This is a genomic window from Halarcobacter sp. (genome assembly GCF_963675975.1).
In the GTDB taxonomy this organism is placed as follows: domain Bacteria; phylum Campylobacterota; class Campylobacteria; order Campylobacterales; family Arcobacteraceae; genus Halarcobacter.
This window is the reverse complement of the sequence record NZ_OY780939.1, coordinates 859,361-876,203: the sequence shown is the minus strand read 5'-3', so window position 1 is coordinate 876,203 and position 16,843 is coordinate 859,361. Positions and strand designations below refer to the sequence as shown.

Here is a 16,843-nt window from a genome sequence, read left to right as displayed (position 1 = left end):
AAGATAGACTATGTTACAATTTCATAATCTATTGGCTACTGAATATTTAATGGTCTTTAATTAGGGAGTGTTAAATCCCCCTTTATAATCTTAGTTCCATTTCTCTAATATTTTCTCTTAATCTTGTATTCTCTTTTTTCAAAACTTTTATTTTTTCTTCAAGTTTTTTTCTTTCATCAAGTGTGTTTTTTATGGCAACTGTAAGTAGTGAAATGCCATGAAGATCATTCATAATCGTTTCTGTAGTGTCTTTTAAAGGATGCAAAGTTAGATCTATTCGTTTTAATTGATCTCTACTTAAGTGCAATTTTCTACTAAGATTCTCAATATCATTGTTGTGCACAAGTAATATTTCATCTATACTTTTTTTGATTTTTTTTCTTTCTTGAACAAGAAAACTAATAAAGATTCTCTTTATATTATTTTTAATTATCACTACACTTATTATTAATGTGATTATATAGATAATTCCATATAATACTGAATTATTGTCCATCCTTTAACTCCTCATATACATTTTTTATGTATTGATGTGAGACATCTTGTCTATATTTAGTTTTAAAAATCAGCGAAATATCTCTCCAGCTGTAACTCTCTTCTCTCAACTTATCTATAATTGAAAACCTATCCACAATTGCATCATACTTTTCTTTTTTTGATACTTTCTTAAATGATTTCAATTCAAGATTAGTGATGTGGGTAATTTCATTTAATGATTTGCTTTTATTTTTTTTATTCAGATAATCAAGCTTTTCATGGATAACTTTTACGGCTAAAATAAAAGACATGTAATCAACTATTTCATTTTTTTCATTGATATCTTGTTTCAGTTTAAAAAAATGATTTCTCTTTTCTTCAAATATTTTTAGTTTTATTTCTTCATTTTGTCTTGAGAACCAATTAATCATTTTTTTTTGACTCTCATTCGTTAATTTTAATTTTAATTCTAGATCTTTCAATATACACTCTTTACACGCACTTAATTGAATTTTTTAATACCCAGCTAACTAAATTGTCTATTAAAAATAACGTTCCTTTTACTTTTATAGGTTCAATAAATAATCCTTCTTTTCTATACTCTATTATTGTTCCTGGCTTAACACCTAATATTTTTGCAATAGTATTTTGATTTATTATATTACTATTTAACTCTAAATAGTCAGATTTTTTAATCTGTCTTACAAGCCAATCATGTTTATTCGCAATTTTCATCTCAGTTGTAAATTCACATATATTAATTAATGGATAAAGTACTCTTGATCTTTTTTTTATTTGTATATATTCAATATACTGTTTCCCTGCACTACGTAAAGTACTTAATGTTGAGACTGATGCTCCTTGTCCAAGTATAGATGATAATTCTAGTTCATTGACAGTTATTCTATTACGCATTTCTGGATTATTTACAATTATATCTTTCCATTTTTCATCTGGATTTTTGTATATATCCATATAAATATCACTTTTCTCATATTTATAATTATATGTACAACTCATTTTATTCCTTTCATATTTAAATATAATCATTATTTATTAAATAAATATTTAGATAATAAATAATTAATCAAGATAATATCAAATATTTCAATATATGTCAATACTTTTTATTTACTTTCTAAATATTTTCTTTATTTTTTATCATTATTATTGTATATTTCAATAAATTATCATAAAAAAAGGTTAATTATGAATGCAGGCAAGCTTATTGAAAAATTAATATTGTATTTCAATGTAAAAAATACAACAGAATTAGCTACAGTATTAAATACTCAACAATCTACAATAAGTGGATGGAAATCAAGAAATGCCATAGGAACATTATTAGAAAAGTTAGCAACAATTGATGAAAATGCATTGTATTTTTTATTCAAAGAGAGTGAAGAACCATCTCATAATATATATATAGAAGATGAATTGATCTCTAATTCGATAAGATATAGAATTGTTGAAAAATCTAAAAAATCAATTTCTAATTATCAAGCAGAACTTATATTAATGTATCGAGCTTTCCAGAGTGAAACTGTTGATTTAAAAAATATAGATAGAAATTCTTTAATACAAGCAATTAGAAATTATAGAATTGAATTACTAAAAGACAAAGTTCAGCATGGTATTATAGAAAGAAACAGAACTAATGCTATTATTTTTATTGAAGAACTATTTGATATAGAAATAGATTTTATTTCTAAACGGTATCAATATTTTCTTTCTATGTTATGGGAAGGTAGAAATCTTTCAAATAAACATTTATCTTTTGAGTAATAGTTGGAAATAGGTTGGAATTTAAATTTTATTAAAATAATAAAGCCCGATATAAAAACTCTACAGAGTTCATTATATCGAGCTTCTAAATGGCACGCCTGGTAGGATTCGAACCCACAACCACCGGGGCCGAAACCCGGCGCTCTATCCAGTTGAGCCACAGACGCGCTTGTGTGTAAATACACTTTAGAGTGCGAATTTTACACACACTATGTTTAAACTACTCTGAATTCTACTTAGTTTAGACTCTAGAGTTAGATAAAAGCAAAAATTACTGCTGCTGCTAAAATTATTCCAAGGTAAATTGAGAGATTTGTAAAACTTGCTTTTTTACTTGTTTGCATATTTGCATCTAGTTTTAATTTATAAATACTCATAATTATATCCTTTCTCTATATTTTATTACCATTATAAACAATATATATTGTTTTGTCAAGTAGTACCTAGAATTACCGTTAATTCAACTATATATAATTTTTTAATACATTTTTCTTAATAGTTTTGTATAAGTAGGAACTTAAGATTAAGTTAAGTTTAAGATTATCGTTTTATTTTGCTTCTTGTTTATTTTTATACATCAATTCATCTACTATCTCTAGTATTTCATCAAAAGTATCACCATGTTTGAAAGTTGTCAAACCATAGGCAAAAGAGAAGTGCAAGCTATCTATTTTTGAGGATTTTAGATTTTGTTTTGCTAGTTTTATTTGTAGTTCATTTACCACTCTATTTATATTAGGAATGGTTACTTTACTTCTATTAAATAAAAGTAAGAATTCATCTCCTGCATATCTTACTATATCGACACCAGGGAAAGTTAACTCTTTTTTTAAAAACTTAACTAGATATTTTAAAACTTGGTCACCTACAAGATGACCATAAGTGTCATTTATTTTTTTGAAATCATTTAAATCTAAAAAAGCAATAAATCCATCATTTTGAAAACAATCATCTTTTAGGTATGTTTCATTTAACCATTTTCTGTTTAGTGCTCCAGTTAAAGGATCTGAGAAAAGTTGTTTTTGTAAAAAAGCAATCTCTTCTTTCATCTTTTTTAACTCTTTACTTATCTCTTCTAGAGTCTTTTCATTTTTATCTTTTATTGCTTGTTGGGCATCTTCAGTAGATTTTTGTATTTGATTTAAATTTTTACTTGTTTGGTCAACAATATTATTTAAGTGGTCAATATCGCTACTTAAGTCTTTTATTACAATCTGTTTGTCCTCTAAATCAACTTCTAAAACCTTTGCAATATTTTCAAAAGTGTTTGTATACTTGCCAGGTAAAACGATATCTAGTTTTTTTAAATCTTTTTTTGTTAGATATGTTACTTCTTTTAGTTTATTGCTCATAAAAAGGCCTTTTTAATTGATTTCAATATTATATTGAAATACAACTAAAAAGTTTTTAAGTTATTTTTAAATGTTGATTAAACTTTGTCTCAAAATGAGTCAATAAGTATCAAGAAGAAAAATACAATCCCCAGATATCCGTTAACTGTAAAAAAAGCTTTATCGATTTTTGTGAAGTCTCTATTTACTAAAATATGTTCATATGTAAGCATAACTGCTGCAACTATTACAGCTAAATAAGCAAAGATTCCACTAGTTGAAGTAATAACAAATAAAAACCAAAACAAAACAGTACATAAGTGAAACATTTTTGAGATAAGCATTGTCTTTTTTGCACCAAATTTACTAGGTATTGAGTGTAATCCTAACTTTTTATCAACTTCAATATCTTGTAAAGAATACAATAAGTCAAAGCCTGCAACCCAAAACATAACACCGATACTTAATAAAACTGACCATAAAGTTATAGTTTCACTAATTGCTACAACTCCTGCAATTGGAGCTAAACCTAAAGAGATACCAAGTATTATGTGAGCTAGATAAGAGAATCTTTTAAAATAAGAATATGAACCTATAACAAATAAAATAGGTATTGAAAGATAAAATGCCAAGTCATTTACAAAATATGCCACCACTATAAAAGCTAAAGCATTCAAAATAACAAAAACTAGCATTTGAGTAGGAGTTACTCTTCCATCTACATTTGGTCTATTTATTGTTCTTGGATTTAAAGCATCAATATCTCTATCCATATATCTATTGAAACCCATTGCAAAATTTCTTGCACTAACAGCGGCTAATACACCTAAAATAAGTAATTTAAAGCCAAACCACGCACTACCATTTACTTCAACTGATGAAACAATCATAGCAATAAAGATAAAAGGTAAAGCAAAAATTGAGTGTTTGAACATAACTAGTTCATTAAAATTGTTTAAAATTCGTTTTATATTTTCCATGGGCGAAAGTATATCAAAATAAGAGTAAAATTTTGATACAATTTTTTTATGAAAGAAATTGCAATTATTGGCTCAACTGCCTCAGGAAAAACTGCACTATCAATAGATATTGCTCAAAAAACAAATTCTATTATTCTCTCTTTAGACTCTTTATCAGTTTACAAAGAGATAGATATAGCCTCAGCAAAGCCTACAAAAGAGGAAAGAGGTGATATAAAACATTTTGGTATAGATGAAGTGTATCCAAATGAAAACTTTGATGTAATCCAGTTTATCCAAACATACAAAGATGCAAAAGAGTATGCAAAAAACAATAACAATAATCTTATTATTGTAGGAGGAACAGGGTTCTATCTAAAAGCTTTAATAGAAGGTTTATCAACAGGTATTGAAAAAGAGTTTCCACTTGAGAGTTCTGAGCAAGAAACTTATGAGATGTTATACAACTTAGATAAAGAGTATATGGAAAAAATCTCTTCAAATGATTCTTATCGTATTAGAAAAGCTTTTTCTATCTATAAACAAAGTGGAATGGCTCCATCAAAATACTTTGAACTAAACCCAAAAGAGCCTGTTGCAAAAGATTTAAAGATATTTGAAATAGTTTGGGATAGGGAAAAACTTCGTGAAAGAATAGCTTTAAGAACTAATCAGATGATAAAAGACGGTGTTATCGATGAAGTAATCTATTTAGAAGGTAAATACACAAGAGAGCCAAATTGTATGAGTTCCATTGGTATTATTGAAACCCTTGATTATTTAGATGGAAAACTAAACAAAAAAGAGTTAGAAGAAAAAATCAGTCTAAATACAGCAAAACTAGCAAAAAGACAAAACACTTTCAACAAGGGTCAATTTAAAGAAAAAACTTCAAACTTTATAGAAAACTTAAATTCAGAGATACTTAAGTTTTTTTAGATATAATCCGATTTCATTTTAAGAGTTTAGTAAAGGGCGGCAAGAGATTCGACCTTTTATTAGACATTAACCAAACTAAGGAAAATCAAGTGAAAAAAGATATTCACCCAGATTACAAAGCTTGTACAGTATCTTGTGCTTGCGGAAACACATTTGAAACAAAATCAAATGTTGAGTCAATGAGAATCGACATTTGTTCAGCTTGCCACCCATTCTTCACTGGTGAGCACAAAATTGTTGATGCTGCTGGTAGAGTAGAAAAATTCAAAGCTAAATACGCTAAAAAATAATTCTAGCTTACAGCAAGTGTTAACTTTAGTTCCAACCCCAATAGGAAATTTAGAGGATATCTCTAAAAGAGCAATCACTGCCCTATTGGATGCGGAATTAATCTTTTGTGAAGACACAAGAGTTACAAAAAAACTTCTTCAACTTTTATCCCAAAGAGAAAATTTACAATTCAACTGTAGTGATTTTAAATCATTTCATTCACACAACGAAAAACAGATACTAAAAACTTTAACATCAGAAGATTTTGAAAAAAATATTGTATATGTTAGTGATGCAGGGATGCCTTGTGTATCAGATCCTGGAGCTTCACTTGTAGAGTTTTGTATTCAAAATAATATCGTTTATGATGTTATTCCTGGAGCAAATGCAGTTTTGACAGCTTTTGCGATGAGTGGATTTGAACAAACAGAATTTACATTTTATGGATTTTTAGCTCACAAAGGAAAAGAGAGACACCAAAAACTTTCACAAGTTATGCAAAGCTCAATTTTACCTATACTTTATGAATCACCACATAGACTTTTAAAAACATTAGAAGAGATTAAAAATATAGATGAAAATAGAACACTTTTTTTAGCAAAAGAGCTTACTAAACTTCACCAAAAGATTTATAAAGATACTGCTTCAAATCTTTTTGAACAATTTAAAAATGAAAATATAAAAGGTGAATGGGTTATAATAATTGAACCTACAAAAACAAAAGGTGAAAATCTAGAGCTTTCAGATATAGAAGAGCTTGATTTAGCACCAAAAATAAAAGCAAAACTAATAGCTAAACTTACAGGGAAAAGTGTAAAAGAGATATATAATCAACTATCTCAATAAAAAAATTTTTATATATTCTATTATTAGTAAATATTATTTCCATTTAAAAGTGAATTATCAACAAATTTTAGATAAAATCTAGCCCATGATTATATACGGAAAACAAGTAGTACTCTACGTACTTGATAGACATCCAAATCTTATAGAAGAAGTTATGTTTTCAAAAGATATTGAACCAAAACTATTTAAAAGATTTACAAGTCTAAATAAAAAAATTATAAAGCTTGATAATAAAAAAGCACAAAGTTTAGCAAAAGGTGGAAACCACCAAGGATTTTTTCTAAGACTAAAAGAGTTTGAAACTTCATCTTTAAAAGATATCAAAGATTCAGATTTTGTTATTGTTTTAGATGGACTTACTGACGTTGGAAATATTGGAGCAATTTGTCGGACAGCTTACTCTTTGGGTGTAAATACAATAATTGCAAGCAATGTAAGACAACTAAACTTTGAAGGTATAGCAAGAACTAGTAGCGGAGCACTTTTTGATATTTCCTTTTGTCATAATCCAAACTCATTGGATGTAGCCAATGAATTAAAACAAAATGGATTCAAACTTTTTGGAGCATCTATGGATGGTATTGACTTAAAAGGTTTTGAAAACAATTGTGAGAAAACGGCATTAGTGCTTGGAAGTGAAGGTGATGGCCTTTCAAACAAGATGATAAAAAAGCTTGATCAAAAGATTTCAATAAAGATGTCAAATGACTTTGATTCTTTAAATGTATCTGTTGCTGGTGGAATATTAATTTATAACTTAAAAAAATAAGAGTGGAAAATGATAAAAAAATTAAGTTTACTTTTTATTAGTGTAATAGTGTTGAATGCTTCTGTTTTGGATGATAAGATTCAAAATATTATAGGATATAAAGAGTTTAATGAAAATAGAAGTTTAATAGACTATTTATTTCAAAAAAACTCTGCATTTTATTCAGATGGAAGTGTTAATTATATTACAGTAATGGAGAAACTTAAGGAAAATGGATTACTAAAGGTTGGATTAGATAGACCAGAAGATATTTCAATAACTTTTAAAATCTCTAACGATCCTATTAAATCTATGAAAATCATTTCTGATTCTTTAACAGCATTGGGATATTATCACTATTTTACAAAAGAGTTAATTTACGAAGAAAATAAAGTTATTAGATGGACAATTAACCTAAAAACCGAGGCCGCCATCGACCCTCTTATGTTATCAAAGGAATTAGCAAAAAACAATTGCAAATTTGTTGATATCAAACAAGAGGGGTTTGTAAAGTGGGTGTATGAGATTGATACATCTAACTCTATCCTTTCAAATGCGTATACAATTACAAACAATGAGAGGGTAAATTTCAGGAAACCGTTAAGTCCGTATTTTATTAAAATAGAAAATGCAAAGATTATTAACATAATTTCAAAATATGGTAATGAATGGTTTCCTCAAGTGGTTTTTTATGATAAACATCTAGATATTCTAGCTATCGTAAAAGCAGAAGAAAAGAAGGATTCTCTTCTATTAGAAATTCCAGAAGAGACTAATTATATAAAAATAGATGATATTTACACGCTAGCAAATATAAAGCGTGGTTTAAGTGTAATAATTAAGGAGTAAAAAAAATGTTTCCAGAGATCGAATTTGAAAGAATGAAAAGACTTCCAAACTATGTGTTTGCAGAAGTTAATAATATTAAAATGGAAGCAAGAAGAGCCGGTGAGGATATTATAGATTTCTCAATGGGTAACCCAGATGGTCCTGCACCTCAACATATAACAGATAAGTTAATTGAAGCAGCAACAAAACCAAAAAACCATGGATATAGTGCAAGTGCGGGAATTTATAAACTAAGACTTGCAATTTGTAACTGGTATAAAAGAAAATATGGGGTTGATTATTTAGATCCAAATAAACACGCAGTTGCAACTATGGGAAGTAAAGAGGGGTATGTTCACCTAGTTCAAGCAATTGTAAATGTTGGTGACGTAGCAGTTGTTCCAGATCCAACTTACCCTATTCACTCATATGCATTTATGCTTGCAGGTGGAGCAATTCACAATTTTGAATTACCATTTGATGAAGAAAGCTTCAAAGTTGATGAAGATGAGTTTTTTGAAAGATTAAATAAAACATTAAGAGAATCAATTCCAAAAGTAAAATATGTATTGGTTAACTTCCCACACAACCCATCTTGTGCCACAGTTACACCTGAGTTTTACCAAAGATTAGTTGATTTGGCAAAACAAGAAAGATTTTATATCATCTCTGATATTGCATATGCAGATATCACTTTTGATGGTTATAAAACTCCATCAATCTTCCAAGCTGAAGGTGCACTTGAAGTTGCTGTTGAGTCATTTACTTTATCTAAGTCATACAATATGGCAGGATGGAGAGTTGGTTTCATAGTAGGTAATGAAAAACTTGTTGGAGCTTTAAAAAGAATCAAATCTTGGCTTGACTATGGTATGTTTACCCCTATTCAAGTTGCAGCTACCGTTGCACTTGATGGACCACAAGATTGTGTTGCAGAGCATACTGAAAAATATAGAAAAAGAAGAGATATTATGGTTGAAGCATTTAAAGATGCTGGTTGGGATATGAGTGTTCCAAATGCTTCAATGTTTATTTGGGCAAAAATTCCAGAAAAGGCAAGACACCTTGGAAGTATGGAGTTTTCTAAACAGCTTCTAACAGAAGCTAAAGTTGCAGTAAGCCCAGGTATTGGTTTTGGTCATTATGGTGACCAATATGTAAGAATAGCCCTGATTGAAAATGAAAAAAGAATCAGACAAGCTGCAAAAAACATAAAAAAATATTTAAATAGTTTATAGGAAATTTTATGAAAATAGGAATAATCGGAGTAGGAACTGTTGGAGCTAGTGTTGCAAATATCTTAAGAGACAATAAAGATATTATCACAGCAAGAGCTGGTTGTGAAATTGTGCCTGCAGTAGGTGTTGTTAGTAGTCTTAGTAAAAAAAGAGATGTAACAATCGAATTAACAGACGATGTTGAAAAAGTTTTAAATGATGACTCAATTGATGTTATTGTTGAACTTATGGGTGGTATTGAAAAACCTTACGAAATAGTAAAGAAAGCTTTAGAAAAAGGTAAAGCTGTAGTTACTGCAAATAAAGCACTTCTTGCTTATCATAGATATGAGCTTCAAGAAATAGCTGGGGATACAGCTTTTGAATATGAAGCTGCAGTAGCAGGTGGTATTCCAATTATTAATGCTTTAAGAGATGGATTAACAGCAAATAATATCCAATCAATCAGAGGTATCATGAATGGTACTTGTAACTATATGCTTACAAAAATGATTGGTGAAGGTATAGATTACGATACTATTTTAAAAGAATCTCAAGACTTAGGTTATGCAGAAGCAGACCCAACATTTGATGTTGGTGGATTTGATGCAGCACATAAACTTCTTATTCTTGGTTCTATTGCCTATGGAATTGATGCGAAACCTGAAGATATCTTGATTGAAGGTATTCAAGATATATCACCTGAAGATATTGATTTTGCAAATGAGTTTAACTACTCAATTAAGCTATTAACAATTGCTAAAAAAGTTGAAAATGAGATTGAGCTTAGAGTTCACCCTGTTCTTATTCCAAAAGAAGAGATGATCGCAAAAGTTGATGGCGTTATGAATGGTGTTTCTGTAATAGGAGACAAAGTTGGTGAAACTATGTATTATGGAGCTGGAGCTGGTGGTGATGCTACAGCATCAGCTGTAGTTGCAAATATTATTGATATTGCTAGACGTGGAAAAGGTTCTCCAATGTTAGGTTTTGAAAAACCACATGGTAAAAACCTAAAACTAATGTCAAAAGACAACATCGAAACAAAATATTATCTAAGACTTAGAGTTGAAGATAAAGCAGGCGTTTTAGCAAAAATTGCCACTATTTTAGGGGAAAGAAATATCTCTATTGAAAAAATGATTCAAAAACCTCTAAATAGAACTTGTGCACATATTTTATTATCAACTCACACATCAGTTGAAAAAAATATAGTTGACGCACTTAAAACAATTGAAGAAACAAAAGTAGTAACTGCAAAACCTGCTATGATTAGGATAGAAGATTAATCTTCTATTCTAAATCTTTTTAAACTTTATTTAGTTAGTATTCCAAAACAATTTAGGACTAATTCAGTCTTATTTACTTTTATATTATTATCGAGAAATTATGAAAACAGATTCAAAATATTTATTAAATGACGATATTCCCTCGTTATTAAAGCAAATAGCACTTCCTGCTAGTACAGGAATGTTTTTTAATACTATGTACAATGTTGTTGATATATTTTATGCAGGACAAATCTCTACACAGGCTATTTCTGCCCTATCTTTATCATTTATGATTTTTTTTATGGTTACAGGCTTAGGATATGGTTTTTCAGCTGCAATTACTGCTTTAATAGGAAATGCCTCAGGAAGAAGTAAAAAATTTCTTGCATCACTATATGCCCACAAAGGTATATTGTTTATGCAATTATTAGCACTTGTTCTTACAGCAATAGGCTTATTGTTAGCACCTTTTATGTTAAAAGTATTAGGGGCTAGTGATGATTATTTACAATTGGGATTAGACTATATCAATGTGATTTTAGCAGGTACAATCTTCTTTATGACAAATTATGCTTTTAATGCAATTTTAGTCTCTAAAGGAGATACAAAATCATATAGAAATACTCTAATCGTTGGTTTCTTTGCAAACTTAATACTAAACCCTTTATTTCTTTATGGCTTTGGACCCATACCAGCAATGGGAATAGCTGGTTTAGCTTTTGCAACGGTTGTAATACAATTTATGAACTCTATTTATATGTTATATAAAGTTCTTCAAACAAAACTTGTACACTTCAACAATTTAAAATACTTTTATCCAAATAAAAAAATATATAAAGATTTACTAGTACAAGGTTTTCCATCTAGTTCTAATATCATGATTATGTCTTTTGGATCTATGCTTCTTATCTATTTTGTATCATTATATGGAGTTAAAGCAGTAGCAGGTTTTGGAATAGGAATGAGAGTTGAACAACTTATGCTTTTGCCAGCTTTAGGGCTTAGTTCTGCTGTACTTACTTTAGTTTCTAATAACTTTGGTGCAAAAAAATATGATAGAGTTAAACTAATACTTGACAAGGGATTAAAATATGGATTTATAATCTCTACTTTTGGTATTGTGTTTTTATATATCTTTGGAAAACTAATTATTAGTCAATTTGATGATGATTTAGCAGTTATAAATTATGGACTTGAATATACACTAGTTGCTGTTTGGATTTTTTATGCTTATGTTACTTTATTTTTATGTGTATCAACACTTCAAGGAATAAAAAGACCAAAAATGATTTTTTATATTGCTTTATATAGACAAATAGTTGCAAAGTTTATAATAGCTTATGCAATTGTTGTGATATTTAATTTAGACTATATTTATCTTTGGATTGGTGTTTTAGTTATGATATATAGTGCTGCAATATTTGCATATTTTTATACAAAAAAATTATTAACTGCATATACTATATAATTTTACGCTATAGTGATTCTCATTTTACAAGTTAGTTCTTGTATAATAAATCACTATTAAATTAATATTTCAAGGCTTATTATGAGAATTTTGTTATTAAGTATTTTATTTTTTATCACTACTCAAATATTGGCAAAACCGATTACTTTTACAGAAGAGGAAAAAGAGTTCATAAAGAAAAATACTCTAGTAAAAGTTGGTATGATGCCAGATTTTGCCCCTTTTTCTTATTATACAAAAAATACTCCTGTGGGATTTGAACACGAATTATTAAATATGATATCTCAACGTACAGGCTTAGTTTTTGAAAAAACAATTGCAAAATGGACTACAATTTACACAGCCTTTAAAAATAAAGAATTAGATGTTATAACAAGTATTTCATATAAAAAATTTAGAGAACCTTTTACTACATTTACAAGTTCATATTATGATATTCCTATTACTATTTTTGTAAGGGACGATTTTGGAGACTATGTTGATATTAAAAGTCTAATAGGGAAAAAAGTTGGGGTACTAAAAGATGTTTTTTATATTGAAGAATTAAAAAAAGTTGGGGATATAAATTTAGTTTATTATGACACATATGAAGAGTTAACTAGGGATTTAGTTTATGGGAAAATCGATGCTTTAATGCAAAACTTAACTAATATAAACTATTTTATCAAAAAGAATTTATACTCAAATATAAAAATTGCTAGTGAATTAATTTTACCAAATACAAAAAAAGAGGATTTAAGACTAGGAGTAAACCCTGAAAAACCACTATTAGCCTCTATCTTACAAAAAGCCTTAGATTCAATCTCAAGTAAAGAAAAAGAAGCTCTTGTAACTAAATGGATTGGTTCAATAAAAGAGTATAAAGGTGGACATGTTGAGCTTAATAAAGATGAAAGAGCATACTTAAATACAAAAGTTATCAAATACTGCATAAACCCCGATGGATTGCCTTTTGAGGGCTTAAATGAAAATGGGGAACATACAGGAATAAGTTCTGATTATTATAGTTTATTTGAAAAAGTTTTATCTGCAAAATTTGAACTGATTAAAACAGAAAACTGGAATGAATCAATAACATATGTAAAAGAGGGAAAATGTGATATGATTGCTCTGGGGATGGATACTTATGAAAGAAGAAAATATCTAAACTTTACAAGTAACTATTTAAATGTACCTTTAGTTGTGGCAACAACTGTTGATGTTCCATTTATAAATCATATTCTTGATTTACAAGGTGAAAAAATAGGAATTATAAAAGGTGATGCTTTTGTAAAAATCCTAAGACAAAAATACCCATCTCTTAACTTAGTTGAAGTAGAAGATATAAAAGAGGGTTTAGATAAAGTAAAAAATGGAAAACTTTTTGGATATATTGATACCCTTGCTAGTATAGGATATGAGTTCCAGCAAAAATATTTTGGAGAACTTAAAATAGCTGGGAAAATTGATGAAACATTAAAACTTTCTATGGCAGTTGTAAAAGATGATACAACCCTACTAAATATTTTACAAAAAACAATAGATAGTCTAACAAAAGATATTCATAGGGAAATTTTTAGTAAATGGATACCTATAAAATATGAAAAAGGTGTAAACTATGATCTTGTATGGAAAGTTGGTCTTGGTTCTTTATTATTTATACTTTTAGTTGTTTATTGGAATAGAAAAATCATAAAAACAAATAAACTATTAGAAATAGCTCAAAAAGATATTGAAGAGAAAAACAAAGCCTTAGAAAAGCTTGCAACAACTGACAAATTAACAAACCTATATAATAGAAGAAAAATAGAAGAGTTGTTAGAGTTAGAGATAAATAGAAATGAAAGATTTGGACATTATTTTGGTTTAGCAATTATTGATATAGATAAATTTAAAGAGGTGAATGATACTTTTGGACACCAAGCAGGAGATAAAGTATTAGAAGAGCTTGCAAGCATATTAAATACAAATAGAAGGAAAACAGATTTTGTTGGAAGATATGGTGGTGAAGAGTTTGTAATTATTTGTCCAGAATCAGACCTTGAGGGAACTCTAAAACTAATGGAAACTATAAAAAATAAAATCTCTGAATACCCTTTTTATAGGGTAAAACATAAAACTGCAAGTTTTGGTGTAACTATATCAAAAAAAGGTGATACAGTAAAATCTATTTTAAATAGAGCGGATATTGCACTTTATGATGCAAAAAATGCAGGAAGAGATAGAATTGAATATAAGTAATTCTTTAAAGAAATACTTTATTCAATAATAGTTCCACTAAAGGCTCTTTTAGAAGCTTTTTTGCTTCTTTAAAGTCTATTTCATTTTCAATACAAATCTCTTTTAAAATTTTGCCTATAGTTTGTTTTTTATTTAATCTATCTAATAATTCATAAATCAAAGGATTTATCTCTCTATAGATAACTTCATTTGATTCAAAATCATAATAGATAACCACAAAGTTTTCTCTTTTTATAGTGTATTCTTTGTTTAAAATATCGTATTTAAACTTCTTGATTCGGGCACTTTTAGATAACTTATATGTATCTTTATAAGAAAATTTCTTTTGTTTGGAAAAACTATACTCTTTCATATAAATCTCTATTTCTATCCAATCAAAATAAAGAAGTTCGTAAAGATATTTATGGTTTTCAAAAAGCTTATTTTTCTTTACAAATTTAATATAATCTTTTGGTACCTTCCAAAGAAATGGAGTACTAGGAGTTTCAATCATAAACTTTTTAATTGAATCTTCAAAAAGCTTTTCATCAACTTCTTTTATAAAAAGTGGAAAACTATTTCTTAATACCTCTTCATATCTTTGAAAAACTAGTTTTTGATAAGTAGCTATAGGAGAGTTATCAAAACTCTTATTTTGGTCTAAAAGATTATCTAAAAATCTTATTTGTACCTCTTTTTCCAACTCAGGCATATCTTACTCTTTGTACAATTTTTTTCATTGCTTCATACTCTTTAGCTAACTCTTCTAATGGTGGGATATTATTGTCCCTTTCAATCATTACAGGGGAATCAATTTGTTTTAAGGTATATTCTAATAATTTCCAAACACCTGAACATATAGGCATTCCATGAGAGTCTATTCTTATATTTGCCTCTTCATCAAAATAATGCCCAGCCATATGCATATATGATATATGTTTTTTCTCTAATTTATCTATAAATTTTCTTGCTTTAAAAGAGTGATTTACAGAGTTAACAAATACATTATTAACATCTAAAAGCATCTTTGCACCAGATTTTTCCAATACTTCATTTATAAAATCAACCTCATCCATTTCTGCATAAGGAACATAATAATATGTAGCATTCTCAAGTATCAGATTTCTTTGAATAATATCCTCAACCTCTTTTACCTTGTCACTAACGATATTTACCATCTTTTTAGTCATTGGTATTGGTAAAAGTTCATAACTTTGTTTTCCATTGAAAGATGAAAATGAAAGGTGTTCAGAATAATATTCTATATTGTATCTATCTAAAAACTCTTTTATCTGTTTTACAAATTTTTTATTGATTTTTTCTGCTGAACCAATAGAAAGTGATAAGCCATGTGCAACTGTTGGTCTTGAAAAAACTGCTTCTTCAAATGCCTTTTCATATATTTTTGGCATATGCATCCAGTTTTCAGGAGTAACTTCCCACCAATCTGGTTGGAAATCACTCTTTTTAACATCAAGTAAAAAGTTGCTTCTAAGTCCTAGTCCGCAGCCTTGAAGTTTTGCCATTGATTAAACCTTAAATCAACCACATTTTCCAGCACCGCATGAACCTTCAACTTTTTTGTTCATATCAGCACCACATTTACCTGCACCACAAGCCATATTTGTTTTTTTACCAGAATTACCAGACATCTCGTCCTCTTTTGGCATCATCTTTTTATCAGATGAACCACACTTTCCAGCACCACAAGAACCTTTTTTTTCTACTTTTTTAGATTCACTTCCACATTTCCCAGCACCACAAGAACCACTTGCTGCAAAAGCACCTGTACTAGTTAGAGCAGCTCCTAAAAGAACTCCTGCTAACTTTAATTTTTGATTTTTCATGCATTTCCTTTTATTATGTTTGTTATTCTATTTACTTATATATTAAATATAGTTAAATTATTTTTCAATTGCTTCAACTTCAATTTGAAGTTTCACTTCTTCACTTACAGCAACCCCACCAAATTCAAGGGCTTTATTCCATTTTAAACCATAATCTATTCTATTTACTTTTCCTGTTAGTGAAAACCCTATTCTATTGTTTCCTTTAAAATCTTTAACACTTGCTAACTCTTCAACTTCTAATGTTACCTCTTTTGTAACACCTCTCATTGTTAAATCACCAATAACTTTTCCATCTTTGTAAGACTTCATATTAAAAATTATATTTGGAAATTTTTCAGCATAAAAGAAATCTGCACTTCTTAAGTGATTATCTCTTTTTTCTATACCTGTATCAATACTTGTTGCTTTAATCACTGCATTTAATTTATTAAATGTTTTCGAATCTAAATCAAAATCGATTTCACCATCATAATCTGTAAAATCCCCTTTTACATTTGAAATCATTAAGTGTTTAACAGAAAATCCAACTTCACTATGTGATTTATCCAACATAAATGGTGTTGCATTAACTAATGAAAAACCTAAAAACATCCCTAAAATCAACTTACCTAAAAAATTCATATCTAACTCCTTTTAATAATTTTTGTATTAGCAT

20 protein-coding genes and 1 tRNA gene are annotated in these 16,843 nt (G+C 28.5%); 10 read left to right on the top strand and 11 right to left on the bottom strand.

All coding sequences use genetic code 11. The annotated features are described in order from the left end of the window. Positions 1-82: 82 nt before the first annotated feature. The 3 genes from ACKU3H_RS04385 to ACKU3H_RS04375 are packed head-to-tail and all read right to left on the bottom strand — an operon-like array spanning position 83 to position 1,497. Entirely contained in the window at positions 83-496 is a 414-nt protein-coding gene (locus ACKU3H_RS04385) for a hypothetical protein (RefSeq protein ID WP_320035764.1), read from the bottom strand. Beyond that, positions 486-959, bottom strand: a complete 474-nt coding sequence (locus ACKU3H_RS04380; protein WP_320035763.1) for a hypothetical protein — start codon at positions 957-959, stop codon at positions 486-488. Before ACKU3H_RS04380 ends, ACKU3H_RS04385 begins: the two co-directional genes overlap by 11 nt. A 10-nt stretch (positions 960-969) precedes the next feature. After that, positions 970-1,497 (bottom strand): hypothetical protein, encoded by a 528-nt coding sequence (locus ACKU3H_RS04375; RefSeq protein ID WP_320035762.1) that lies wholly within the window; start codon positions 1,495-1,497, stop codon positions 970-972. Positions 1,498-1,686: 189 nt separating this feature from the next. On the opposite strand from ACKU3H_RS04375, the gene ACKU3H_RS04370 reads away from it, so the two are divergent. After that, positions 1,687-2,262, top strand: coding sequence for a hypothetical protein (locus tag ACKU3H_RS04370; RefSeq protein ID WP_320035761.1), 576 nt, complete (start codon positions 1,687-1,689; stop codon positions 2,260-2,262). 90 nt (positions 2,263-2,352) lie between these two features. Here ACKU3H_RS04370 and ACKU3H_RS04365 read toward each other — a convergent pair. From ACKU3H_RS04365 to mqnP, 4 genes are all read right to left on the bottom strand, one after another. Continuing rightward, positions 2,353-2,429, bottom strand: a tRNA-Arg gene (locus tag ACKU3H_RS04365). An 87-nt stretch (positions 2,430-2,516) separates the two neighbouring features. After that, positions 2,517-2,639: a hypothetical protein gene (locus tag ACKU3H_RS04360; RefSeq protein ID WP_320035760.1), complete on the bottom strand. Its 123-nt coding sequence runs from the start codon at positions 2,637-2,639 to the stop codon at positions 2,517-2,519. Positions 2,640-2,810: 171 nt separating this feature from the next. Further along, positions 2,811-3,614 (bottom strand): diguanylate cyclase domain-containing protein, encoded by an 804-nt coding sequence (locus ACKU3H_RS04355; protein ID WP_320035759.1) that lies wholly within the window; start codon positions 3,612-3,614, stop codon positions 2,811-2,813. 89 nt (positions 3,615-3,703) lie between these two features. Next, positions 3,704-4,573, bottom strand: a complete 870-nt coding sequence (gene mqnP / locus ACKU3H_RS04350; RefSeq protein ID WP_320035758.1) for a menaquinone biosynthesis prenyltransferase MqnP — start codon at positions 4,571-4,573, stop codon at positions 3,704-3,706. A gap of 48 nt (positions 4,574-4,621) precedes the next feature. Between mqnP and miaA the strand changes: the two genes are divergently transcribed. The 9 genes from miaA to ACKU3H_RS04305 all read left to right on the top strand — a co-directional run bounded on the left by miaA (position 4,622) and on the right by ACKU3H_RS04305 (position 14,359). After that, positions 4,622-5,491, top strand: a complete 870-nt coding sequence (gene miaA, locus ACKU3H_RS04345) for a tRNA (adenosine(37)-N6)-dimethylallyltransferase MiaA (RefSeq protein ID WP_320035757.1) — start codon at positions 4,622-4,624, stop codon at positions 5,489-5,491. A gap of 89 nt (positions 5,492-5,580) precedes the next feature. Then, positions 5,581-5,781 (top strand): 50S ribosomal protein L31, encoded by a 201-nt coding sequence (rpmE, locus tag ACKU3H_RS04340; RefSeq protein WP_320035756.1) that lies wholly within the window; start codon positions 5,581-5,583, stop codon positions 5,779-5,781. A gap of 16 nt (positions 5,782-5,797) precedes the next feature. After that, positions 5,798-6,607, top strand: coding sequence for a 16S rRNA (cytidine(1402)-2'-O)-methyltransferase (gene rsmI / locus ACKU3H_RS04335; protein ID WP_320035755.1), 810 nt, complete (start codon positions 5,798-5,800; stop codon positions 6,605-6,607). 85 nt (positions 6,608-6,692) lie between these two features. Further along, entirely contained in the window at positions 6,693-7,376 is a 684-nt protein-coding gene (rlmB, locus tag ACKU3H_RS04330; RefSeq protein WP_320035754.1) for a 23S rRNA (guanosine(2251)-2'-O)-methyltransferase RlmB, read from the top strand. Between the two features lie 9 nt (positions 7,377-7,385). Beyond that, on the top strand, positions 7,386-8,204 hold the full coding sequence (locus ACKU3H_RS04325; protein WP_320035753.1) for a hypothetical protein: 819 nt from the start codon (positions 7,386-7,388) through the stop codon (positions 8,202-8,204). A gap of 5 nt (positions 8,205-8,209) precedes the next feature. After that, positions 8,210-9,421 (top strand): LL-diaminopimelate aminotransferase, encoded by a 1,212-nt coding sequence (locus tag ACKU3H_RS04320; RefSeq protein WP_320035752.1) that lies wholly within the window; start codon positions 8,210-8,212, stop codon positions 9,419-9,421. Between the two features lie 8 nt (positions 9,422-9,429). Then, positions 9,430-10,689, top strand: coding sequence for a homoserine dehydrogenase (locus ACKU3H_RS04315; protein WP_320035751.1), 1,260 nt, complete (start codon positions 9,430-9,432; stop codon positions 10,687-10,689). 100 nt (positions 10,690-10,789) lie between these two features. Further along, the gene (locus tag ACKU3H_RS04310; RefSeq protein ID WP_320035750.1) at positions 10,790-12,139 is read left to right on the top strand and encodes an MATE family efflux transporter; all 1,350 of its coding nucleotides are present in this window, start codon (positions 10,790-10,792) and stop codon (positions 12,137-12,139) included. An 81-nt stretch (positions 12,140-12,220) separates the two neighbouring features. Beyond that, entirely contained in the window at positions 12,221-14,359 is a 2,139-nt protein-coding gene (locus ACKU3H_RS04305; RefSeq protein WP_320035749.1) for a diguanylate cyclase, read from the top strand. Between the two features lie 4 nt (positions 14,360-14,363). Here ACKU3H_RS04305 and ACKU3H_RS04300 read toward each other — a convergent pair whose 3' ends face one another. The 4 genes from ACKU3H_RS04300 to ACKU3H_RS04285 are packed head-to-tail and all read right to left on the bottom strand — an operon-like array spanning position 14,364 to position 16,809. Beyond that, positions 14,364-15,050, bottom strand: a complete 687-nt coding sequence (locus ACKU3H_RS04300; protein WP_320035748.1) for a putative DNA-binding domain-containing protein — start codon at positions 15,048-15,050, stop codon at positions 14,364-14,366. Beyond that, positions 15,043-15,864, bottom strand: a complete 822-nt coding sequence (locus ACKU3H_RS04295) for a DUF692 domain-containing protein (protein WP_320035747.1) — start codon at positions 15,862-15,864, stop codon at positions 15,043-15,045. The genes ACKU3H_RS04300 and ACKU3H_RS04295 overlap by 8 nt, the downstream gene beginning before the upstream one ends. Before the next feature lie 15 nt (positions 15,865-15,879). Next, positions 15,880-16,185, bottom strand: coding sequence for a hypothetical protein (locus ACKU3H_RS04290; protein WP_320035746.1), 306 nt, complete (start codon positions 16,183-16,185; stop codon positions 15,880-15,882). A gap of 57 nt (positions 16,186-16,242) precedes the next feature. Further along, positions 16,243-16,809, bottom strand: coding sequence for a YceI family protein (locus ACKU3H_RS04285; RefSeq protein ID WP_320035745.1), 567 nt, complete (start codon positions 16,807-16,809; stop codon positions 16,243-16,245). Positions 16,810-16,843 lie beyond the last annotated feature (34 nt).

Bases quoted from the DNA above. Each gene is read 5' to 3' on its own strand.
- ACKU3H_RS04385 (WP_320035764.1), bottom strand. From the start codon at position 496: ATGGACAATAATTCAGTATTATATGGAATTATCTATATAATCACATTA.
- ACKU3H_RS04375 (WP_320035762.1), bottom strand. From the start codon at position 1,497: ATGAGTTGTACATATAATTATAAATATGAGAAAAGTGATATTTATATG.
- ACKU3H_RS04370 (WP_320035761.1), top strand. From the start codon at position 1,687: ATGAATGCAGGCAAGCTTATTGAAAAATTAATATTGTATTTCAATGTA.
- ACKU3H_RS04360 (WP_320035760.1), bottom strand. From the start codon at position 2,639: ATGAGTATTTATAAATTAAAACTAGATGCAAATATGCAAACAAGTAAA.
- ACKU3H_RS04355 (WP_320035759.1), bottom strand. From the start codon at position 3,614: ATGAGCAATAAACTAAAAGAAGTAACATATCTAACAAAAAAAGATTTA.
- mqnP (WP_320035758.1), bottom strand. From the start codon at position 4,573: ATGGAAAATATAAAACGAATTTTAAACAATTTTAATGAACTAGTTATG.
- miaA (WP_320035757.1), top strand. From the start codon at position 4,622: ATGAAAGAAATTGCAATTATTGGCTCAACTGCCTCAGGAAAAACTGCA.
- rlmB (WP_320035754.1), top strand. From the start codon at position 6,693: ATGATTATATACGGAAAACAAGTAGTACTCTACGTACTTGATAGACAT.
- ACKU3H_RS04325 (WP_320035753.1), top strand. From the start codon at position 7,386: ATGATAAAAAAATTAAGTTTACTTTTTATTAGTGTAATAGTGTTGAAT.
- ACKU3H_RS04320 (WP_320035752.1), top strand. From the start codon at position 8,210: ATGTTTCCAGAGATCGAATTTGAAAGAATGAAAAGACTTCCAAACTAT.
- ACKU3H_RS04315 (WP_320035751.1), top strand. From the start codon at position 9,430: ATGAAAATAGGAATAATCGGAGTAGGAACTGTTGGAGCTAGTGTTGCA.
- ACKU3H_RS04310 (WP_320035750.1), top strand. From the start codon at position 10,790: ATGAAAACAGATTCAAAATATTTATTAAATGACGATATTCCCTCGTTA.
- ACKU3H_RS04305 (WP_320035749.1), top strand. From the start codon at position 12,221: ATGAGAATTTTGTTATTAAGTATTTTATTTTTTATCACTACTCAAATA.
- ACKU3H_RS04300 (WP_320035748.1), bottom strand. From the start codon at position 15,050: ATGCCTGAGTTGGAAAAAGAGGTACAAATAAGATTTTTAGATAATCTT.
- ACKU3H_RS04295 (WP_320035747.1), bottom strand. From the start codon at position 15,864: ATGGCAAAACTTCAAGGCTGCGGACTAGGACTTAGAAGCAACTTTTTA.
- ACKU3H_RS04290 (WP_320035746.1), bottom strand. From the start codon at position 16,185: ATGAAAAATCAAAAATTAAAGTTAGCAGGAGTTCTTTTAGGAGCTGCT.
- ACKU3H_RS04285 (WP_320035745.1), bottom strand. From the start codon at position 16,809: ATGAATTTTTTAGGTAAGTTGATTTTAGGGATGTTTTTAGGTTTTTCA.